16 protein-coding genes are annotated in these 23,317 nt (G+C 42.5%); 11 read left to right on the forward strand and 5 right to left on the reverse strand.

Going from position 1 to position 23,317, the window contains the following annotated elements; translation table 11 throughout:
• Positions 1-89 precede the first annotated feature (89 nt).
• The 9 genes from AC1HJP_RS12710 (at position 90) to AC1HJP_RS12750 (ending at position 11,810) form a co-directional block, all read left to right on the forward strand.
• A complete protein-coding gene (locus tag AC1HJP_RS12710; RefSeq protein ID WP_480362147.1) occupies positions 90-1,163 on the forward strand; it encodes an alpha/beta fold hydrolase in 1,074 nt (357 codons plus the stop codon).
• Entirely contained in the window at positions 1,163-2,383 is a 1,221-nt protein-coding gene (locus AC1HJP_RS12715; RefSeq protein ID WP_480362148.1) for an NAD(P)/FAD-dependent oxidoreductase, read from the forward strand. The genes AC1HJP_RS12710 and AC1HJP_RS12715 overlap by 1 nt, the downstream gene beginning before the upstream one ends.
• A 9-nt stretch (positions 2,384-2,392) precedes the next feature.
• Positions 2,393-3,535 (forward strand): acyl-CoA dehydrogenase family protein, encoded by a 1,143-nt coding sequence (locus AC1HJP_RS12720; protein ID WP_480362149.1) that lies wholly within the window; start codon positions 2,393-2,395, stop codon positions 3,533-3,535.
• On the forward strand, positions 3,532-5,034 hold the full coding sequence (locus tag AC1HJP_RS12725; RefSeq protein ID WP_480362150.1) for an amino acid adenylation domain-containing protein: 1,503 nt from the start codon (positions 3,532-3,534) through the stop codon (positions 5,032-5,034). Before AC1HJP_RS12720 ends, AC1HJP_RS12725 begins: the two co-directional genes overlap by 4 nt.
• A 91-nt stretch (positions 5,035-5,125) precedes the next feature.
• The gene (locus AC1HJP_RS12730; RefSeq protein ID WP_480362151.1) at positions 5,126-6,673 is read left to right on the forward strand and encodes an NAD(P)-binding domain-containing protein; all 1,548 of its coding nucleotides are present in this window, start codon (positions 5,126-5,128) and stop codon (positions 6,671-6,673) included.
• A gap of 23 nt (positions 6,674-6,696) precedes the next feature.
• The gene (locus tag AC1HJP_RS12735) at positions 6,697-7,326 is read left to right on the forward strand and encodes a chorismate--pyruvate lyase family protein (RefSeq protein WP_421963553.1); all 630 of its coding nucleotides are present in this window, start codon (positions 6,697-6,699) and stop codon (positions 7,324-7,326) included.
• A 3-nt stretch (positions 7,327-7,329) separates the two neighbouring features.
• Positions 7,330-8,808, forward strand: a complete 1,479-nt coding sequence (locus AC1HJP_RS12740; protein ID WP_480362152.1) for a cytochrome P450 — start codon at positions 7,330-7,332, stop codon at positions 8,806-8,808.
• A gap of 153 nt (positions 8,809-8,961) precedes the next feature.
• Entirely contained in the window at positions 8,962-9,933 is a 972-nt protein-coding gene (locus AC1HJP_RS12745) for an LNS2 domain-containing protein (RefSeq protein ID WP_480362153.1), read from the forward strand.
• Positions 9,934-10,124: 191 nt separating this feature from the next.
• Complete coding sequence (locus AC1HJP_RS12750; RefSeq protein WP_480362154.1) at positions 10,125-11,810, forward strand: hemolysin D; 1,686 nt, start codon at positions 10,125-10,127, stop codon at positions 11,808-11,810.
• Positions 11,811-11,898: 88 nt separating this feature from the next.
• On the opposite strand, the gene AC1HJP_RS12755 is transcribed toward AC1HJP_RS12750, so the two are convergent.
• A complete protein-coding gene (locus AC1HJP_RS12755; RefSeq protein ID WP_480362155.1) occupies positions 11,899-14,022 on the reverse strand; it encodes a TonB-dependent receptor plug domain-containing protein in 2,124 nt (707 codons plus the stop codon).
• Between the two features lie 162 nt (positions 14,023-14,184).
• Between AC1HJP_RS12755 and AC1HJP_RS12760 the strand changes: the two genes are divergently transcribed.
• Together AC1HJP_RS12760 and AC1HJP_RS12765 are read left to right on the forward strand one after the other, a co-directional pair.
• On the forward strand, positions 14,185-14,886 hold the full coding sequence (locus AC1HJP_RS12760; RefSeq protein ID WP_480362156.1) for a response regulator transcription factor: 702 nt from the start codon (positions 14,185-14,187) through the stop codon (positions 14,884-14,886).
• Positions 14,886-16,631: a sensor histidine kinase gene (locus tag AC1HJP_RS12765; RefSeq protein WP_480362157.1), complete on the forward strand. Its 1,746-nt coding sequence runs from the start codon at positions 14,886-14,888 to the stop codon at positions 16,629-16,631. Before AC1HJP_RS12760 ends, AC1HJP_RS12765 begins: the two co-directional genes overlap by 1 nt.
• A gap of 860 nt (positions 16,632-17,491) precedes the next feature.
• Here AC1HJP_RS12765 and AC1HJP_RS12770 read toward each other — a convergent pair.
• The 4 genes from AC1HJP_RS12770 to AC1HJP_RS12785 all read right to left on the reverse strand — a co-directional run bounded on the left by AC1HJP_RS12770 (position 17,492) and on the right by AC1HJP_RS12785 (position 23,056).
• On the reverse strand, positions 17,492-18,706 hold the full coding sequence (locus AC1HJP_RS12770) for a type III PLP-dependent enzyme (RefSeq protein ID WP_480362158.1): 1,215 nt from the start codon (positions 18,704-18,706) through the stop codon (positions 17,492-17,494).
• Between the two features lie 338 nt (positions 18,707-19,044).
• On the reverse strand, positions 19,045-19,962 hold the full coding sequence (locus AC1HJP_RS12775; protein WP_480362159.1) for a GGDEF domain-containing protein: 918 nt from the start codon (positions 19,960-19,962) through the stop codon (positions 19,045-19,047).
• Positions 19,959-20,375, reverse strand: coding sequence for a response regulator (locus AC1HJP_RS12780; protein ID WP_480362160.1), 417 nt, complete (start codon positions 20,373-20,375; stop codon positions 19,959-19,961). The genes AC1HJP_RS12775 and AC1HJP_RS12780 overlap by 4 nt, the downstream gene beginning before the upstream one ends.
• Positions 20,375-23,056: a PAS domain-containing sensor histidine kinase gene (locus AC1HJP_RS12785; protein WP_480362161.1), complete on the reverse strand. Its 2,682-nt coding sequence runs from the start codon at positions 23,054-23,056 to the stop codon at positions 20,375-20,377. The genes AC1HJP_RS12780 and AC1HJP_RS12785 overlap by 1 nt, the downstream gene beginning before the upstream one ends.
• Positions 23,057-23,317 lie beyond the last annotated feature (261 nt).

Raw genomic sequence — 23,317 nt, forward strand, 5'->3', positions numbered from 1 at the left:
ACTGAACCCGAACATTCGCGGCATCGCTTACTATTCAAAGCAAATAAGTCGTGGTTGAAGGATTTGCAAAGACTAGACAGGAAACTAGCATGATTGAAGAACTAATCGACTTTATAAACAATGAATTACTTGAAGGTGCGGCACCTGATTTAGATCAGCACACACCGCTTTTAGAGCTAGGTATTTTAAATTCACTATCGATGGTGAGATTACTGGCGCATGTAGATCAGCGCTACGGTGCGAAGATCCCTGAGCACGATATTACCCCTGTGCATTTTGAGAATATAGAAACACTTGCAGCGCTTATTAACACCTTAAGTACAAAAGATGAGGTACAGGCTGAGCAATCGGTATCTGAGCTAGAGCGGCTTGTGAAATTACAAGAAAGCTATGGCATTCAGAGTGAGCTGGTGGATGCGGGTGAAGGCTTTAAGCAGCACGTATTACGAGTGAAAGGCGATGGGCCTTTATGGGTTTTACTGCCTGCACTTGGCAATCCTTCAACATCTTGGTCTTCAACGCTGCGTTCAGTACAAGGTCGTCACAATGCCGTGGCGCTTGATTTAGCGGGTTTTGGGTTGAGCCAAAGTGCCAATGAAGCGCCCTCTTATGTTGATCATGTTGAGTTTACATTGCAATACCTTGCAACGCTTGAAGAGCAAGAGTGGGTGCTGGTGGCGAACTCTGCAGGAAGCATGATCGCAACTGAGATTGCACGTCGCTTCCCTGAGAAAGTAAAAGCCTTAGTTTGTAGTGGCTTTGGTTTGGTTGAAGACGTCGAAAACTGGTGGGGCGACTTAAAGAAAATGTCGTCAAACCCAGAGCAATTTTTAGCAGCTGCTTATTACCACCCACCAAAGATGACGCCAGCCTTAGAGTCATTACTTGATGATGTCCTGTCTCGCCCTGCCTATCACAGCTTCTTAGATGATTATGCGCGTCAATCTATTGCGAAAACCTTTGATGGGGTGATGGTACCCACTTTATTTGTTGCAGGTAATCACGACCAAATTATTCCACCAGAATGGAGTGAAAAAGCCGCTGAGCTACTTGATAACGCCAGTGTTACTCGCCTTTCTCGCTGTGGTCACTTCTCGGCTTCTGAACGCCCAGAAGAGTTTGTTTGGGTAGTGGAAGATTTCTTAAATAGGGAAGCAATGTAATGGATCAGTTTAAAAGTTACGACGTCGTTATTATTGGCAGTGGCCCAGCAGGCAGCTTATGCGGTATAGAGTGTCGCAAAAAAGGCTTATCGGTTTTATGTATTGAAAAAGATGAGTTTCCGCGCTTTCACATTGGCGAATCACTAACTGGTAACGCGGGGCAGATCATACGCGATCTCGGTTTGGCGGATGAAATGAATGCAGCAGGCTTCCCAGACAAACCCGGTGTGAACGTGATTGGTTCACTATCAAAAAATGAGTTCTTTATCCCTATCTTAGCGCCGACTTGGCAGGTACGCCGTAGCGACTTCGATAATATGTTAAAGCGTAAAGCCCTAGAGCATGGCGTTGAATATCAGCAAGGCTTAGTTAAAGACGTGATCAAACATGAAGAAAAAGTGGTTGGCGCGATTTATAAAGCCGATGGCATTGAGCATCAAGTTCGTTCAAAGGTGCTGGTAGATGCCAGTGGTCAAAATACCTTTTTATCGCGCAAGGGCATTGCCGGTAAACGTGAAATTGAGTTCTTTTCACAGCAGATCGCTTCTTTTGCACATTATAAAAATGTTGAGCGTGACTTACCGCCTTTCTCAACGAATACCACCATTTTATATTCAAAGCAGTATCACTGGTCGTGGATCATTCCAATCTCGCCAGACACAGATAGTCTAGGGATAGTGATCCCGAAAGACTTGTACTACAAAGAATGTAAAAACCCAGATGATGCCATCGAATGGGGTATGGAGCATATCAGCCCTGAGATCAGACGCCGTTTCAAAAATGCAGAGCGCGTAGGTGAGTCGCAATCAATGGCAGACTTTTCTTACCGTATTGAACCGTTTGTAGGTGATGGTTGGTTGTGTATCGGTGACGCGCATCGATTCTTAGATCCAATTTTCTCTTATGGTGTGTCATTCGCCATGAAAGAGGGCATTAAAGCTGCCGATGCCATTAAACGTGCTATCGATGGTAACGATTGGAAAACGCCTTTCTACGAATACCGCGATTGGAGTAATGGCGGTCAGCAAATTGCTGCAGATCTTATTCGTTATTTCTGGATCTACCCAATTTTCTTTGGCTATCAAATGCAAAACCCTGATTTACGCGATGAAGTTATTCGCTTATTAGGTGGCTGTTGCTTTGATTGTGAAGGATGGAAAGCACCGACCATCTTTAGAAATGCCATTGAAGAATACGACCGCAAACAAATGGCTGGTTGAGGATAGATCATGAACTTTGCGTGGAATGAGGATCAGCTCGCATTACATGAGCACGCCTTGAGCTTTGCACGAGATCTCGACTTTTCGAAGATCTCTGCAGGCGAGTTTCCAATGGAAGCTTGGCAATCACTGGGTGAGTTTGGCTACTACGGTTTACCCGTAGATAGCCGCTACTCACCTTGTGGCAGTGGTTTTGACATTTTAACCACAGTTAAAATTTTAGAGGGTCTTGGTCAAGGTTGTGCAGATACCGGCATTTTATTTGCCGGTGCTGCACACACCTTTGCTTGCGTTATGCCGATTTATGAACATGGCAGTGAAACACTTAAACATGAATTATTACCAGCACTGACCAGTGGTGAGAAAATTGCGGCGAATGCCATTTCTGAAGCTGAAGCAGGGTCAGATATTGGCAAATTAACGACCAAGGCAACCAGAGAGGGTGATTACTACATCATCAATGGTGCCAAGTCTTATGTGACTAATGGCAGTGTGGCCGACTACTTTGTTCTCTATGCGACAACTAACCCAAAGTTTGGCTACTTAGGACAAACAGCCTTTGTTGTGCCTGCTGATTTACCTGGCATTGAAGTAGGAAAAAACTACAAAAAGTTAGGGCTTGATTCGGCGCAGCTAAACCAAGTGTTTTTTGATGAGGTAAAAGTGCATAAGGACTATGTACTGGGCAGCGAAGGGCAGGGGGCGCGTATTTTTGCTGCTTCCATGGATTGGGAACGCTGTTGTCTATTTGCCTTGTTCGTTGGTGTGATGCAGAACGATTTAGAGCGCTGTATTGAGTTTGCCAATACTCGCAAGCAGGGTGATAAAACCATCAGTAAATTTCAGGCGGTGTCACATCGAATTGCTGATATGGAAGTACGTTTACAAAGTGCGCGCCTATTGTTGTATTTCGCGGCTTGGCAAAAGTCGCAAGATGTTGATAACACCAAAGCAGTGGCATCAAGTAAGTTAGTCATCAGCGAAGCCTTTGTTCAATCGGGTATTGACGCCATTCGTATTCATGGCGCGGCCGGTTACTTACAAGAAAGCGGTATAGATAGCAGTATTCGTGATGCCCTAGGGTCGGTGTTGTTCTCAGGCACATCTGATATTCAACGAGAACTCATCTGCAACAGGTTGGGCCTACTATGAAATTGCTCAATCAAGTATTAACCCAAGGCTTAGTGTGTGCAGGTGAACAAGCTCTGGCAGTGAGCGATAGCACAGAGTCGTATAGTTATGGTGAATTACAACTCAGGGCGACTCAAATTGCTGTGCTGCTGCAAAAAATTGGCGTTAAAGCGGGTGATAGAGTGGGGCTTTGGTGTGATAAGTCATGTCGAGCTTTGGCTGGTATGTTGGCGGTGAGTAAACTCAATGCCGTTTATGTACCAATCGATCCAATGAATCCGAAAGTGCGTGTGGATATTATTCGTCAAGACTGCGACATGAAGGTATTGATCACCAATAAAGCTAAGTTTAGTCAATATCAGCGCGGTGATAATGCTTTATGCGACTTTGTGGTATTAGACGAAGATGCGCTAATTAGCTCTGTATTACATGTACACACGTGGCAGCATATTTCTGCTCAGCAACCAAGCCAGCTCAACTTACCAAAACAGGGTAAAGGTACAGATTTGGCGTATATGCTGTACACATCTGGCTCAACTGGCGTGCCAAAAGGCGTCAAAATCAGTCATGAAAATGCCCTTGCCTTTATTGAATGGTCGGCGACTAAACTCAATGCAACAGTGCAAGATCGTTTTGCCAATCATGCCCCTTGGCATTTTGATTTATCAGTGCTGGATATTTATGTGGCTTTATTATCAGGCGCAAGTGTTCATTTGGTATCTGAAATCGACAGCTATGTGGCACAAAAATTAGTGTCATTTGTGGCCCAAAAGCAGATCAGTATTTGGTATTCAGTGCCGACCGCATTGGTGATGATGCTAGAAGCTGAGGCGGACTTTGCAGAGCGTTGCCAGCAACTTAGAGCCATTATTTTTGCCGGTGAAGCTTTTGCGATTAAACCGCTTAAACAACTTCGTGAAGCGTTCCCCGAAGCCGAGCTTTACAACTTTTATGGCCCGACCGAAACCAATGTTTGTAGTTACTACAAAGTTCCTCGGGTAGTACCAGACAAGCTGCCTATAGGTTACCCAGCCAGTAATGCTTTGCTATCAATTTGTGATGAACAAGGTAAAGCACTGCCTGTGGGCGAGCAAGGGTTTGTTACTGTAATTGGCCCGACTGTTTTCAGCGGTTATTGGGGGCGCGCAGATCTGCAATCAGAAGCTTATAACACAGGTGATATCGGCTATTTCAATGAGCTGGGAGAGTTGATGTACGTCGGTCGCCAAGATCATATGGTGAAAGTGAATGGTTATCGAGTTCATCTTGGTGAAGTTGAACGCGCTATTTACCAGCATCCAGCAGTGAAAGAGTGCTTAGTTGAGCTCAGCAGCCAAAAAACACTCCATGCGCATATTGCCGTAGAGGGCGATGCGCCGTCTTTATTAACCCTAAAAATTCACTGTGCCAAACGTTTACCTAAATACATGTTGCCAGAGCAGGTGATAGTGCACGATGCACTGCCTCGTAATCGCAACGGAAAATTATCGCGTCAATGCTTATCTGGGTTGTCTGCTTAATCGTGATCTGAAAATAACACCCAGATCACGATGAGCGAGGCGTAACACGTTTGCTCCGGCAAACACCTCCTAGTTAAACAAGGAATGAAAAATGAGAAAAAAAATCGCAGTCATCGGTGCTGGTTTATCAGGCATTGCCGCCATCAAACAGCTTACGGACGGAGGCCATGAGGTTGTCTGTTTTGAAAAAGCTGAAAGCTTTGGTGGTGTATTTGCCGATAAAAAAATCTATGAAGATTTGCACCTAACCATTTCTAATTACTTTATGGCGTATTCAGATTATGTACCGAGTCAGCAAAAGCTGAAGTTCTGGTCTAAAAAAGAATACGTTAACTACTTAGGCGAATATCTTGCCCGCTTCGAATTAGGTCAATACATTCATTACGATCACGAAGTACGAAAGGTAGAAAAGCAAGCGGGTAAATGGCAGGTCACCACGAAGCATGGTATGGCTGAACAGACTGATACCTTTGACATGGTTGCCGTTTGCTCGGGTCATTTCCAAAAGCCAAAACTGCCTGAGCTTGCAGGTTTAGATATGTTCGAGGGTGAAATTGAGCACTCGAATGATTACCGCGATAAGCACAAATATGCGGGTAAACGTGTGTTATGTGTCGGTTTGGGTGAAAGTAGTGCCGACATTACTTCTGAGATTTCAGAGGTTGCGAGTAAATGTATCTTATCGTTGCGCCGTTACCCAGCTGTGGCACCGCGCTATATGGCGTTCCAAGAAGATCCTTATTTCACCATAGATACCAGCTGGTTAACATCACGCATCGTGAACAAATTACCACATCGTTATCATGGTGGGATCACGAAAGGTATTTTCAATAAGTATGTGAATAGCCGTAACGATCATGTGCGGATCAGAGGTGAGTGGCTGAAAAAATCTGGCCCTTCTCACCATCAGGCCGTCACTAAAAATGAGCGACTATTCAGGCCAATCGCCGATGGCAAAGTAGTGCCTAATATTGGTGGTATTGTACGTTTTGAGAAAAACGCCGTGGTGTTTCAAGATGGCACGCGTGAAGAAATTGATGCCGTAGTATTTTGCACAGGCTATCAACTGAGCTTCCCATTTTTAGATGTCAGCATCAGCAATATGCGTGACTTGTATAAACAAATGTTTATTCCTGAAATGGGTGACTCACTGTCGTTTATCGGTTTTGTTCGTCCGCAACAAGGAGGCATTCCGGTTATTGCTGAAATGCAATGTCGTTACTTATCACAGCTGGCCAGTGGCGAGAAATCATTACCGCCGCTATCAGAAATGGTAGATATCATTAAATACGACACTGAGCACTGGCAGACGGAGTATAAGATCACCCCACATGTGGCGTCTTTGGTTAACTACTGCCATTACATGGATTCTATGGCAAAGCTGGTCGGCTGCATGCCTGAGATCCCTAGCTTGTTTAAAGATCCACTGTTGCGCGTAAAGCTATTGCATAACCCACAGTTTGCAGTGCAATACCGTTTAGATGGCCCAAATAAAATGACGCATACAGCGCGCTCGTTTTTATTAGGCTTTCCAAATATCAGTTCTTGGCCACGCATCATTCATTTTGAATTGGCTTTGATCACCCAAAAACTACTCTCACGTTTACGTCTCGATGGCTTACGTGAGCTTAGTAAATAGCTGCTCAGGGACGGGAAAACGTTATGATCCGACTAACCGATGAGTGCTTGTGTAATTTAGATGATGCGTTGCAACCACACCGCTTTAACTTAAGTCGTTTAAGCCATTTGCAAAAAATCATCTTAGGCACCGATGGCACAGTAACCCAATTAATCGAAAGTATTGTCGATGAAAAGTTGGTGGTGAATAAACTGTTTGAAGCCGATGTTGATAGCGACACGATCGCCACAACCTCGAGTGAACAACAAGCTGAAACACATTGCCAAAGGCGGGTTATTTTATTGCAAGGCGAGACCTCAGGCTTGCCTTACCTATACGCCGACTCCTTGGTTTATCACGGCAACATGAACGTGAATTTTTCTCGCGCCCTGACTCATTCTCAGATCCCCATCGGCAAAGCTTGGGAAAAGTTTCAGGTAGAAACTTATAAAACCTTACTGTCATGGGGATTTGAATATGCCAATGAACTAGCACCTCACTTTGCGATTTCAAGCCATGATCTGGTGTTGTATCGCACCTATTTGGTGTTTTCTCAGGGCAAAAAGATCTTTCGGATCACCGAAAAGTTTCCTTTCGTTTGGTATCTGCAATCAGAGCAATTCACAGCGAGTGCAGCGACCACTGCAACGCCAACTTTAGTCAGCGGAATTTGAGCAATGAAAAATACAGACAGCGTCGTGGCGCAACCACAAATCAATTTAGACATTAATAAACTGACTCCGAGTATTCCTCACATCCCATTTAACAGCGAAGACGGGCAGCTGTTTTTTTGGGGTGAGGATTACCATCTAATTATCGAGTCTCTATCTAAGAAGTACGGAGATATCTACTCGGTTGAAACAGCCAAGGGCAATTTGGTGGTATTAAACGGCTATCAATACATCAAAGAAGCATTGGTTACACAAAATGACGTGTTCAATGTACGAGCCGATTATAAAATTCTGCAAATGGCACCACAAAAGCACTTTTTAGAATTAGAAGCTGGCGAGCCTTGGCAGGTGCACCGTAAAGTATTTGCCCATGCCATGCGCGAATATTTTGCTACGCGCTGGGATAATATTGAGCAATGGATGACCACTGAAATTGAGGATATCGCAGCACTATGGCAAGCAGACGAGGGCAAGCCATTTGACCCGAATCGCGAAGTGTCAATTAAGCTTGCTAGCTTTTTACATAAGGTCATGTTTGATGATCGTTTTGGTGAATTTGAAAAAGGCCTGTTTGACGAGAAAAGCTTAAGTTGGTTACCAAATGGTTTTATTAACAGCACGCGTTACGAGTTGATGCCTACTGAGCTGCAAGAGAAATATTATGCTCAGTATGGTGATGCGATTGAAAAGTTTAGCGGCAACCTCAACGCCCTTGATCAATATGTGTCATTCAATGTTGACCGTCGTAAAGCCGATTATAAACCGGGCGAGTATCGTGATTTATGTGATTATTTGTTTGCTGCAAATGACAGTGTTGATGAGCAAACGAAAGCAGCCTTAAACATTGATGAAAAAGAAATTGTCATCGGTTCACTGACTCAAGTCGCGGGAGCTGGTGGCGGTGTTGGTGCATTTGCGATGCGCTGGGCCTTGTTATACCTGGCTGCTTTTCCAAAACAGCAGCAGCGAGTACAAAAAGAACTCGATGAAGTGGTGGGTAAAAACGCGGTGCCATTGAATAAGCACAAAGCGGATCTGCCTTACACACAGGCATTTATTAGTGAGGTATTGCGTCATTGTTCAATTACATCAATGCCTGCAGCCAATTATGCAACCAGCAAAGACACGCTATTAGATGGATATTTTCTTGCCGAAGGCACGCCATTGGTGATTAATAATTACAGTATTACCCGAGATGAAACGCTGTGGGAAAACCCGCATGAATTTATGCCTGAGCGCTTTTTAGATGAAGATGGGGAGTTGAGCAAAAAGCAATTGGGTAAAGCTTTCCCATTTGGTTTAGGACAGCGCCGCTGCTTGGGTGAACATTTTGGTAAATACATCATTCATACCTTGTTTGCTCAGTTAGCGCATAAGTTTGAATTTAGTCTGCCTGAAGGGAAGCAAGCCAATCTTAAAGCGATTTCAGGGGTGTTCTTAGTACCTGAAGAAGTCGAAATCGTGGCTAAATCGCGCAACGTCTAATTCATTTTCATACGCATACATAAAGGTCGCGCACTTAAGAAAGTACGCGGCCTTTTTTATATGAATTAAGTTTTTATTTTACATTTAACATTTTTGTAACGTTGAGTTTTTATTCTATTCTAAGTAATTGATGTTTTTACTTAAGGAAAGAATATGAACAATAATAAATGGCTTTTTGCCCCGCTACTGCTGAGCGCTGCCTCGGCTTTTGCACTACCACAGTGCCCGCAACCACAATTGATGGAGCAGCGTTTTGAAGCGCCCAGCTTTGAAACGGGTAAATATACAAACTGGTCAAATCGTTTTATTACTTGGCTGCCAAGCTTTCATATGATCCACGATGAAATTGTCGCGGTAGGTAAGCCTGTTACAGTAACTGCTAAGTTTGATTACGGCAGCGTGGCGCATAAAGACTTAGAGTTTGAAACAGTGAAGTTTTATATTCGTGGTCAGAACGACTCGCAGTGGCAATATCTATCGACAGCGACCACAAACAGCGATGGCAAAGCGACTTTATCTTTACCAGGTATGTCTGCAGGTCAATACCGTATTTATGCGGGTGTTCCAGCTGATGGCTCGGGCACAGAAGGTTTCTTAACGGTCGTAGAGCTAAATACCGAAGCGGTATTATTCGACATTGATGGCACATTGACAGAGTCTGATGCCGAGCAAATTGGTGATTACACGGGCATAGATTATACTGATGCAAAGGATGAGGCTTATACCTTAGCGCGCAGCTATTTGGATTTAGGTTATCAGCCTATTTATCTGACCGCGCGTGTTTATTGGTATGCCAAAGGTACGCGTAAATGGTTATCTTGGATGGGCTTGCCTCAAGGTTATCTGCGCACATCGCTGAGTAATGAAACCAGCTTGTTCCGTACTGCTGAGTACAAAACAGAGCAGATTAATCAGCTTGAAGCGAATGGCATTAAAATTGTGCGTGCTTACGGCAATGCAAAAACGGATGCCGAAGCATTTATCAAATCTGGGTTGAGTGCATCTCAAAGCTTTACCATAGGTAAAGATGCGGGTCATTACGGCACAACGCCGATTTTAAATAACAGTTACGCCGATCATATCGCGACTCACGTCAGTAACTTCCCGAACGCGAATTGCCAGTAATTTATTTACTCTCTCCAGCCCTGAGTCTCCCAACCGCTTAGGGCTGTTATCAAAAATTTCACTCATTCCTTTTAAACTTTTATTAACATAGTTGTAACTTTAAAGTTTTAACTCTACTATGCGGATGATTTTTATTGGCTTAAGGAAATGAGCTGTAAAAAGCTTATTAAGCCCGTTCTATAAGGAAAATTATGAATATCAAAAAACTGAGTATTGGTCTTGCGCTGCTAGGTGCGACGTCAGCAAGTGCATTTACGCAATTAGGTGGCGGTGGCATCATGCCAATGGGTCACGAATGGCTCACACGTACCTCGGCACTAGAGTTATTAGACCAAGAGCACATCACTCAAACCGATCCTAATGATCCTCGATATCACTGGCAACATGGCCTGGCGAAGCGCACTGACTTAACTGCGGCGTATAATGAAGTACAGCGCATACAAGCTAAAAGTAATAACAATGCGAGTTACCAACCTAAGTATGATGATATCTATGCAGCCATTGTGGGCGAGCGCTGGGTGGACATTGCTGGGTTTAATGTGACGAATGCGAGTACGGATCCGACTGGACCAAACTGCTTTAGTGCGATTTCGCAAGAACCTGCCGATCTGCAACAAGATCACTTTATGCGTCGTTATGATGACATAGGTGGTCAAGGTGGTGTGGATGCCGCTTACCGAGGTCAAAAGCGCTTTATTGAACACTTTGTTAATGCCGCAATGGCAGAGCAAAAGCGTATTCAAGTGTGGGATGGTGGAGGCTATTCAGCTAAAGCCGAAGTAGATCATAACTATTTCTTGTTTGGTCGAGCGGTGCACTTATTCCAAGACTCATTTAGCCCTGAGCATACAGTGCGTTTACCAGCGGATAACTACGAAAAAGTATGGCAAGTAAAAGCTTATTTATGTTCAGAAGGTGCAGAGCAGCACACACATGACACCAAAGATGTCCTCGACTTCAGCAGTGGCGATGTGATCTGGCAAGAAAATACTCGCCTTGATTCAGGGTGGAATTCATATTCTGCAAGTAATATGAAGCCTGTTGCACTGGTGGCCTTAGAAGCAAGTAAAGACCTATGGGCGGCGTTCATTCGTACAATGGCCGTAGACAAAAGTGCACGTGAAGCTTACGCAAGGCAAGAAGCACAAACCTTGGTAGACAATTGGTTGTCGTTTGATGAACAAGCGATGCTTGCGTGGTATGACAACCAGCAACATAGAGATCATACCTATATACTCGCCCCGGGTGAAACCGGAACAGGCAAAACACTTGAAGCCTGTATGGGAGAATTAAATGTAGGCACAACCAATCAAGCTGAGCGCGTTGCGCAATTAGATGCTGAGCGTCGTCAGTGCTTATATAACATTGAAGCAGAACCCGGATACGCAGATCTGTACGATAACTATATGGGAATGCCATATAACTGGCGCTGGAAGTCACTTACTTGGCAAACACCATCAAATGATTGGCAACCTACTAAGCAGCAAGCTGACAGTGGCAAAGCGGTTGTGATCAAGTCTGCTGTAGATGGTAAGGTGCTGTCGGTGTCTGCTTTAAATAATAATGAGCGTTTAACCACAGCACTGAATAACCCTGTGGAGTGGTTAAAAGTACCAGCAAGTGAGGGGCGTTACTATTTACGAAGTCGCCAAGCACCTGCATTGTTCTTTAGCTATAGTGGGTCTTCATCAGGGTATGGCAAATTATGGAACTCGCCAAAACAAGCGGAGTATGAGTTTGTTTATCAAGGAGGCGTTTGGAATATTAAAAATACCTATTGGCAACAGTATTTTTGGTATAACCAAGATAAGCAGCGTCCACAATTAACTTCGACAGGCAGTGCAGATAAACAGCACTCAAAGTGGATTTTAGAATAACTTTACGCTCTTCTTTTTTTAAAGATACCTATCGGATTTCAAAAGGCACGAAGCTACAAACGTGCCTTTTGAGAGATAAAGGAGTCAGTTAGAACTGACCGCTTAGCATCAATGTAAAACGCGGTGAGCGTTCAAAACGACGATCTTCGTACTGTGAAATGCCATTTTCAGTAAATAAGCCGTTGTGTCGAGTTCTGATGTTTCTGGTTTTACGGCTTAGCAAGCGGTCGCCTTTAAGCGTTAATTTTAGGTTTGATGGCAATTTATAGTTTAGCTCCATGCTCGCCCACAACTTGTATTCTAACGTGCTTGTATAGTCGAAACGAGTAAACGGCGAAGTTCCTCTATCTTGTAGTTTCATGCTCCAATCAAGGTTTTCGATAGGGCCTGTTTGATTGATTTTAACTTGCCATTCATTATCGCTCAGTCTCGCTATTTTGTTGTCTTGACCTGTAAATGGGTCACGCATATTAGTATCACGCCAAGTATAACTGGCACTGATCATAGTATTTGGTAGGCCAATGACGTCTAAACCAAAATCAGTTTCAAGCTCAACACCATACTCTTTAGCACTGTCGATATTACCTTCACCTGAGTAGCTCACTAATGGGATCTCAACAATGAGATCGGTGATCTTATGGTAATACGGCGTCAGAGTCAGACTACCTGAGGTTGCTTGCCACTGTCGCTCAAAACTAACAGACAACTCGTCTCTGACTTCTGGGCGTAAGTTTGGGTTGGTTTCTTCTAATCGCTGTTCTTCTCGGTTAAAGCGAGGTACAAAGTCATTTAATCTTAATTGACTCACGGTACGCTCTAAATTGGTACGTAACTGAATATTGTCACTTAAATCATGGCGTAAGTTAATACGTGGTTTTAAGTAATTAAATGAACGTGTTGAACCACTGGTCGCTTGCTCAAAAGTATCAGTTTGCAGACTAAAATCTGTGGTGACATCCAGTTTTGAATACTCGTAAACCATTGATGCCTGCAGGTTCGTTGCTTGAGATATTGAATAGTTATAGTGACTAAAGCCTTCATAGCGGGTTTCTTTGATGTCATTAAGTTCAGCAGAATGATAAACATCATCTTGGCTGTCGATAAATTGCAGGTTTTCATCGAGTTTATTAATGGCAAGCTCAACGCCTGAGTCGAAGCTATGTTGTTTGTTTAGTGTGTATTTCCAACTGCCTCTCACTACGCTTTCTGACTCTCTGTAAAGTCGAGGGAGTTGGTATCCCGCAGTGGTGCTGCCATCGTCATTGATAATGGTTTGCCAAAGTTGATCGTTGGCTTTACTGCGGTTTTCGATAAATAGCAGCTTTAAGCTGTTTTTGTCGTTAATTTTATGACTGATGTCTCCGCCAATTTCCCATTCTCTCATTCCCCAATCAAATGTCAGGTTATCCGCCGTTGTGGTGTTATCGGCAAGTTGTATGTAGGTCGAGTCAAAGTCACTATCTAAATAGATTTTTTTATACATGCTGTTCAGCGTCATTGAGGTATTGTTTGAGTGTTTGTAGCTAAGCTTGTTGCTGAATATATCTTCGCGAAACCAATTTTTACGCACACGCTTGTAGTGTTTGGTGGGGTCATTGTCAGAAGAGCTAAACAGCTCATTGATTTTGACTTTCGTTGGGTAAAGTTGCCTCTCAAAACCAAATCGATACGTTAAATCGCCTTCACCCCCACTTAATACTAAAGAGCCTAGTGGTTTACCTTGCATAGAGTCTGTTTTCGTGACCCCGATATTCCATAGTACAGCGGTGCTGATGTCGTCTTTGAGCATGACATTGATGATTAAACCGTTACTTTGTACATCAAGACCAGATACCGATCCTCTGATCAGCTCAATGTAATCAACATCTTTGGCTTGAATGTTATCAATCTCACTTTTTATGCTATTGCCTTTACCCGATACGCGTTGTCGATTAATTAATATTTGCTCGCCTGACGAGCCAAAGCCTCGGGTTTCATTGTTGTTATTCATGGCCAATAGTAGGTTATTGGCCCCTGGAATTTTTTCTAAGATATCACGCAAGTTTTGCGGTGAAAATGGCGTGAAGAAGCTCTCGTCATAGGTATCAATATTAGCAGCTGTGTTGCTGCTTACATCATCATTGGCACAGCTTGCTTGGCTGTTAAAAAACAAAGTCAGTGCAGTTGCAACCACACTTAATTTTAAAAGACGAGATGTGAAAAGGCGTTTCATGATATTTCCCTCAATGGCGTTTGAACTCATATTAGGAAAGCGAACAAAGGTAAAATAGGCACAAAAAGTAAAACTCTGAGTAGGATTTTTTTACAAAAGTTTACTTAAGAAAATGTAAGGGCTGGGGTAGGGTAACGCGTGTGTAAAAAGGAGTATCAAACTATGAGCATCAAACCGAAATTGTTAATCGTGGAAGACGAAGCCAGTATTTTACGTGGCTTGACAGACTTATTTATTTTCCACGGTTTTGAGGTCGACAGTGAAATGGATGGTAAGCAAGGGTTAGAAACCGCGTTGCAAGGCCATTATCACTGTGTGATTTTAGATGTGATGCTGCCGAGTATGAATGGTTTTGAGATCTGTAATGCGCTACGCCAACACTCGCAAAGCCAAGCGATTTTGATGCTGACTGCTAAAAATAGTGAAGAAGATATTATCAATGGCATGACTTTGGGCGCTGATGATTATTTGGCTAAACCATTTTCGACATCTGAGCTGGTATTAAGAGTTAAAGCCTTAGTGCGTCGTTCAGGGTGGAGCCCCGAAGACAGTAAACTGACCATTTGCGATCAAGTGGAGATCTGCACTCAGAGTTTAACAGGCCAATCGTTCAACCAAACGGTGCGCTACACCCGCCGTGAAGTAGAAATCTTAAATTATCTAAGCCAACAAAAAGCGCCAGTTTCTCGCTGTGAACTGTTAAGAGAAGTGTGGGGGTATAAGTCCACCGATCACATTGATACTCGAACGGTTGATATTCATATAGCCAAGTTACGTAAGAAAATAGAGCCAGATCCTAAGGCGCCTAAATACCTAGTGACCCTGCGTGGCGAAGGGTATCAATTATTCGGGCAGGCTTCTTGATGAAAGCATTCTTAAAACCTTCTCCACTACTTAATTATCAACAGCGTTTAAAAAGGCTGAGAATCTTTACGTTGAGCTTTTTTTTGCTGCTGTTTATTCCGGTGTCATTGGTTTGTGTGTTTGTGTTTCAGCAATTCGAGCAAGAGCAAATTGTTAAATATCAAAAGCATGCCACTAAGCTGACAGATATCATTAATAAACGGCTATTTAAACAGGCGATTATCACTAACTCAGTTTCTTCGACAGAGTTTGATTATTACCAATACGCCTATAACACTGAAACTAAAAAAGTGACGCGGCACATTTCTCCGCTTGCTGATCCTCAAAGCTTTCAGCGTTATGAAGGTCTGGTAGGTTTCTTTCAGATAGATGCGCAAGGGCGTTTTAATAGCCCTATGTGGCCAGATGTGATTGAAGCGGATAATGTTTTCTCGGAAAAAGAAGCACAAAAAGACAGTCTCAAAATGGCACGCGGCTTATATGATGTGGTGATGCGTTCAGGGCAGATAAAAACTTTGATTAATAATGGCTTTATCGTACAACCCGAAAAATATGAAGTGATAGAAGACGTACCAGATTACTTCATTTTTTATCGTGTAGTCACTGTAAGTGATGAAGTTAAAATGCAGGGCTACGTGCTAGATAAACAGCGTTATTTACTCGGGCTTATCATGGAAGTCATGACCAATAAGCGTCCCAATGCATTTCTCGGATTGACTATCAGTGATAAGAAAGGTCATGCTGAGGATGCGTTTATTGTTTCTAAGATGCTAAAAAATGGGGATATGGACGTACAGCTACAAGAGTCATTACCGGCAAAGTTGATGCAAGTCCACCTGAAAGAAAGCAAGTTACACTGGCCGTTTCCATCTTATTGTATTTCATTTTCGACTAAAGCGTTTGGTACCAGTAGTCTTGCTTTGTATGGCTTGGGGTTAATGGGGGTCTTATTGCTGACTATTGCAATCGGCTGTTATGGTTTTTATGCTTTGGGTAAACGTCAGTTAAAGTTAGCCGAGCAACGTCTGAACTTTGTCTCGTCGGTGAGTCATGAATTAAAAACCCCACTGACATCCATTCGTATGTATTCAGAAATGCTGAAGTCAGGGCAAATTTTATCTGAGCAACATCGCAGCGATTACTATGAATTTATTTTTAGTGAGAGTGAGCGGTTGTCTCGCCTTATTGATAATATTCTTCAGCTTTCAAAGCTTAGTCAGCCAGCCCATAATGTTGAGCCAAACTGGGTTAAATTGAGCATTTTAAATGATGTGATCCAATCAAAAGTCTCATCTTTATTAGTGAAAAATGATTTCAAACTTACTATCAATCAGCCTTTTGAACAACCAGATAGTGCTTTACTGTGGGTTGATATGGATGCCTTTGCGCAAGTGGTGATTAATATTACCGACAATGCAGTGAAGTTTTTTGATCAAGCCAAGATCAATGATGTTGAGAGACAGAAAATCGATTTCAATTTTCATTATTCTAAGCAGCAAGCAGAGTTTATTCAGTTGCAAATACGTGATTATGGTTTTGGCATTAGTGAAGAGCAGCAAGAAAAGCTATTTGAGTTGTTCTATCGAGGCGGCAATGAATTAACACGGGCTACCCAAGGCACGGGAATTGGTTTGGCTTTGGTTAAAGAACTGATCAATGCCCAGCAAGGTGAAGTGAGCGTTGAACGTATGTCGCCGGGCTTGGCCTTGAATATACGGTTTAAATTTAAAATGACTGATGCCTAACTGTGAATTTTTAGTTGGTTCTGGTTTTTTGTTTCATCTGTACTTTAACGCGATATAAAATCGCTGCTACCGAGAAGTGCTTCGGTCGTAGCGTGAATACGGTAGCACCGACTTTATGTCGGGTTGTTTTGATATCTCTCTAACACTTAACGCGATATGAAATCGCTGCTACCGAGGAATATTTCGGTCGTCAGCGGGAATACGGTAGCACCGACTTTATGTCGGGTTGTTTTGATATCTCTCTAATGTTTAACGTTTAACGCGATATGAAATCGCTGCTACCGAGAAGTATTTCGGTCGTCAGCGTGAATACGGTAGCACCGACTTTATGTCGGGTTGTTTTGATGTCTCTCTAATGTTTAACGTTTAACGCGATATGAAATCGCTGCTACCGCGAAATACATCGGTCGTCAGCGGGAATACGGTAGCACCGACTTTATGTCGGGTTGTTTTGATGTCTCTCTAATGTTTAACGTTTAACGCGATATGAAATCGCTGCTACCGAGGAATATTTCGGTCGTCAGCGGGAATACGGTAGCACCGACTTTATGTCGGGTTGTTTTGATATCTCTCTAATATTTAATGTTTAACGTTTAACGCGATATGAAATCGCTGCTACCGAGAAATATTTCGGTCGTCAGCAGGAATATGGTAGCACCGACTTTACGTCGGGTTGTTTTGATGTCTCTCTAACACTTAACGCGATATGAAATCGCTGCTACCGAGAAATACTTCGGTCATCAGCGTGAATACTGTAGCACCGACTTTATGTCGGGTTGTCTTAAATAAATTGCAGCATGCTGAGTGAAACGGTATTAATAAAAAAGGGCCCTCAAATGAGGGCCCTTTGCGTTCACACTCTACACAATTAATCTTGGACTATCTAATGCCATATCGTTTAACACCACGGTATGTGCGCGTTTAAAAAAGTTGAAATCGGTTGCTGTGGCACTGGTGTAAGCGCCCATCATTTTACCAACGATTAAATCGCCATTGCTTAACGCGGGTAGCATAATGTTATCGGCAACTACATCGATACTGTCGCACGTCGGGCCTGTTAACACGCTACTTTGTAATGCGCTGGTACGCCAATTGTCATTCAAGCGTATTGCCGTTAACGGGTACTGCGCGTCATCAAACATTAAGCCGCTGAACGAGCCATAAATACCATCGTCTAGGTAGTACCACATTTGCCCTTCACGTTTTGCTTGGCCCATAATAGAGGCAACACTCACCATGGCTTCAGCAACAATAAAACGGCCAGGTTCTGCGATGACCTGCACTGTGTCTGGCAACCCAGCTAAAGCAGCATTAATCGGTACGCAGAATAGTTTAATAGGCATCACCTGACGGTTGTAGCTCACCGGGAAACCGCCGCCAATGTCTAGCATACTGAGTGCTGGTAAACCACAGTCGACGACTTTGTTCATTAACACTTTACAGGCTTCAATGGCATCCACATATTTTTGTGGGTTAAGGGTTTGCGAACCAACATGGAACGACAAGCCTTTAATGCGAATTTGCCAACGGTTAGCCGTTTCGATGATCTCTAATGCATCTTCTGCTGAGCAGCCGAATTTTTTTGATAAATCAGCAAAGGCCTCTTTGTTTCGAAAGCTTAAGCGCACTAATAGCTCAACCTGATCTTTATAAGGCTTAAATTTCTCAAGCTCATTCAGGTTATCGACAACAAACACGGTACAGCCATACTCAAGCGCGTCACGAATATCGCTATCGCGCTTAATTGGATGGGTGTGAATGGTGCGCTCTGCCGGTACACCAATTTGTTTGACTAGCTCAACTTCACCGCTGGTGGCCAAATCAAAGCATGCCCCCTCAGCCAGTAAGGTTCTCACTACTGCTTCATGAGGTAATGGTTTTAACGCAAAGTGTAAGGTCACATTTGGCAATGCGTCGTTTAGAGCATGGTATTGGCGGCGAACAGCTTCGCAGTCTAATAGCAATAATGGCACGCCATATTGTGCTACAGAGCTTTTAATTAAGCGTGTTTCATCGCTAGACAGTAAGCCGCTAGAATAAGAGTGAAAGTCTAAAACAGTGTGGGCTTGCGCCATTATAAATCCCCTTAAAAAAGGCACGCTCAATGTGTGATACGTGTAGTGTTAAAAAGTAAATAACACTTGGATAGTTACTCATCGCCTTGCCACAAAAACAGCTGTGATGTACTCGGATTGGCTATCATCAAGATGGCGCAGATAATAGGCGTAAGTTTTCTTTTCGACAATCAAAAGTTAAAGTAAAAACCACTAAAAATTTTTACTTTATCGACAATAAAAATTGATTAATTAAGGGCTAAGTCTCAAGTTAAATAGGGTAAATCGTTCTCAAATAAACCAGCAAAAAAGTGATGACTGCACGATGCGTGAGCGCGCAGTATTTGCAAAGGAAGGCATTAATCTATTTCAGGAATATATAAGGGTAGTTTGTTTTCTTTAGCATGATACATGGCTTTGTCAGCACGACTTAGCAACTCTTGGGTGCTATCCGCATGAGCGGGGTAGAGGACTGCGCCAATACTGACATCTAAATCAACTGCTTTTAATGCCCCGTTTTGGTCTTCTAAACAATAGGAGTCTGCGAGTAACTGATACTTGTAGTTTGCTAACTTTAACAAGTTATCTAGGCTATCTATGTGGTGCGCTATAATCACAAATTCATCACCTCCGTAGCGGGCAACAAAATCGGCAGTACGTTTGAACAGCTTGAGTTTAGATGCAATGAGTTTAAGTAGTTTGTCTCCTGCTTGGTGGCCAAGTTCGTCGTTAACAGGTTTAAAGTTATCTAAATCAATAAATAAGATGCCAAAAGTATGGTTGTGTCGCTGAGCCTCACTGAATGTTTCTAGTAAATGCTGATCAAACGCCCCGCGGTTATGCAGCATGGTTAACCTATCTAGCGACACTAGATCCTCTAAATTCTTTTGCATATCATGTCGCTCTTTAGAAAACATGATAGTGCGGTTGAGTAGAGTGCCAGAGAGTTCGTGTTTAGGAATATAATCTTGTGCGCCGAGCTGAATAGCTTGCTCACCATAAAGTTCTTCGGAAACACCTGTTAGCACTATGATGGGAATACCTTTGGCAATACGCTTTACATTGACCAGAGTATCTAGTCCCATGCTATCAGGCACATTTAAATCTATTAACAGGGTATCAGGTAGGGCTTGGGTGAGGGCTCTAGTCAATGAGCTTAAATCGGCAAATGCACATATTTTGTATTTCTGTCTAGTCTGCACTTCACTGAGCAGCTTTTTCACAAAATAAACATCATCTTCATTATCTTCGAGTAGATAAATCAACCAAGTACTCATACTTCAACACTCCCTATTTTGTTGTACTTAAACCAATAGCGTGAAATGGTGTTTATCATTTCAGTCAATTCATTGATTGAGCTGGGTTTACTTAAAAATGATTTGGCACCGAGTTGGTAGGCTTGGTGAATATCAGATGGGCTGTCAGAAGTGCTATAGCAGACCACTATCATTTCATTAAGCTGTTCACATTTATTTAAATGACCAAGCGCCTCTAGCCCCGACATTTCTGGCATATTGAGGTCGAGCAAGTAAACTCTATTTTTATTTGATGCCGTACAGGCCTCTTCTAGGAGTGCTTTACCGCTATTTAATACTTTTACTTTTGGAGAGTTTACCGATTTCGCACATGCTTGGCGGAAAAGGTAAATATCATCGGGATCATCTTCAACGAGCACTATTTCATTCATCATTAACCCTCCATCGGCAAGTGTATTAAGAAGGTAGCCCCTTCTTCGGTACTATCAATACACTCGATATATCCATCGTGTAATTCAACAATTTTTTTGACTAAAGATAAACCTATACCACTGCCTTCATATTGATTGGCAAATACTCTTTGAAATGGCTCAAATATTTGCGTGCGAAATTCGGGCTGGATACCAATACCATTGTCTTTATACGTAATAACTAAGCTATTTTGATCAGTATAGCAGCCTATCGCTATTTGGGGCGGACGCTCAGGGTGCTTAAATTTGATGCTATTGGTAATGAGGTTTTGGAATACCTGAAGCATTAAGGAGTAATCCACATTGAGTTTGCAGTTGTTGCCATCAATGACTATTTCAGCCTTTGCATCTTCAATGGGCAGAGACAATTGTTCACTGATGTCAGACACCAATAACTTGAGACTATTTGGCGTTTTGTTGACTTTTCGAGTCGTTAATCGAGAGAGCTTTAATAGATCTTGGATCATGTTACGCATTCTCTCTGTGGCGCTCAGCAAACGTGAAAATTCAAATTCTGCATCGGGATCGGCTTTCAAAGTAGTATTTAATCGCGTAGCTAAACTTGATGAGAATGAGGCAATTTTTCTCAGTGGCTCTTGTAAATCATGGGAGGCAATAAAAGCGAATCTTTCTAAGCTCTCATTAGATGTTTTTAGTTCATTGAGAAGCGTTGTTTGCTCTGTGATATCAATGAAGGTACCTAACATTAAATCAGGATTACCTTGTTCATCATAGGTCAATACGGTGTCAAACGAATAGCACCATATCCAATGTCCGGCTTTATGTTTAAACCGATAAGTCATTGGGGTTAAGTGGCCTTCAGGCTTTTGAATGACAGTTTGAATATGCGCAAACACTTCTTCAGCTTCATCGGGATGAAAAAGTTTGCTTAAGTCTTGTTGTTGTAGCTCTTCTAATGTGTAGCCAATTAGATCGGTATAGCGTTGGTTAATACGGGTATTTTGCAGCTTCTTGAGGTCGTAAAGATACAAACCACAGACAGTAGAGTCGATCATTTTTTCTAAAAAGTGCTGACTCTTTTGCAGCTCAGACTCTATGAGTTTACGATGTGTTACATCGATTGCTGTACCTACAATTTTAACTGTACCTTCTTGCTTATCAATGAGCGGGTAAAGGGTGGTTTGATACCAGTAAGTTTTCCCGTCAGAGCTAAAACTCTCGGTATATTCGGTGGGCGCCTTAGCGTGTGTGCACTGAGTGTATTTTTGCTTAATATGCTCAATATTTTCAGGCGTAAAAATTCCCCCTTTAAGTTGGGTTAGCCGTTTACCAATAACCTGTTGATAAGAAATCCCAGCACGTTGACACGCAGTTTGGTTGAACTCCAAGAAAACGAAGTCATCGTGTGTCGCTTTAACCAGCCAAATAGCTTGCTCTGTACCATTGTAGATGGCATGTAAAATGTCTTCTTTTTCAGCTATTTCTATTCTTAACTGTTTTTCAGTTTCAATATTACGAAGTGCGCCAGACATAACAGTGGGGTTACCCTGCTCATCAAAGGTGCTATTTCCTATGGCGAGAAACCAGCTGTAGGTATCATTTTTGTCTTTACCTAGATACTCAACTTTATATTGTTCTTTGGTTTTAAAATGGGTTTCTAAAGCTTTATTAACACGCTCAATATACTTGGGGTGAATGTGTTCTAGCCACATTTCAAATTTACCGGTTTGCTCGTGTCCATGGCCAATCATCTCAAGTAATTTAGGGGAGTAATTGACTTCATTACTTTGCACATTCCACTCCCAAATACCGTCCTCCGTAGCATTCACTGCACGTTGCATCTGCTGGTTAGACTCTTTTAACTCTGATTCGGTTAGACGAAGCGCTGAAAGGTTATTAAAAGCAGCGAGTATCAAGGTCTCGTCTTTGAACTGGCTACGTTTTAAATTAATTTCCATAGGGATCAATTGACCATCACTTGCTCGCATCGTACAGATTAAAGAGCGACTAAAATCGGGTGTGTTGGCGATTTCATTCTGTATTGCTTCATAGGTATAAAAAGGATCTTGTGATGTAAAGAATGCGTTTAAAGGTTGATTGCTCACATCTTCATTTTCGGAGTACTTCAACTCTTTCAAAAAGTGTGGATTTCCAGATAGGATGTTTAACTTTTCATCAAGTAGCAATGCACTTGCAGGAAGTGCTTCAAGTGTGAAACTTGTCAGTTCATGTTGACTTAACTTGGTTTTTAAAGAAGCGGTTTCTCTGGTGAAAGCGCTCAGTCTTGATTTAAACCCTTTAACTTCTTGTGGGGTTGCGAGGCTGAGCGCTTCAGGAAGCAGCCGAAAAAGATAGATGGCTGTGATCATTGAGACAATTGCAGTCGCAATTTTACTGATTGCTTGAATTCCATATATGCCATGCCAAACAGCAAAAATACCGATGAGATGGGTGAGACCACAGAGTAATATGAAGGCAGAAAATAACCAAGCAAGCCAATGTTGACCAAGCTCTGGGCGCTTTTTGGCCATGATCATAATAGCAATTGGGATAGAAAAGTAAGCCGCGGCGATGAGCGCATCAGCAAGTACATTACTCCAAAGCAAATGCGCTTGCCATAAATAGCAATGCCCGTGGGGCATATACATAGTATGGAAAAAAGATTCGAGCGTATTGAGCTCCATAAAGCTTATCCTTTCGCCTAAATAGAAAGTAAACGGATCTGTTTTGAATCTGTTTACGTGGTCATGGTGTTTTAAAGTTTGGCACAGCTCACTTTTTTTGCCATTTTGGTTGCAGGTTGTTTTTTAAAACCGTTTAAAATTTATTAGGTAAAAGGGATGGGAATAAATTATTATGATTAAAAGAAAGGTTTTTTGTTTGCTCATCCTCTTGTGCTGGCGTAATGTTAAAAAATGCGACAGAATTTTTAATTAATTCTCAGA

Source organism: Pseudoalteromonas sp. NFXS53 (assembly GCF_056629255.1).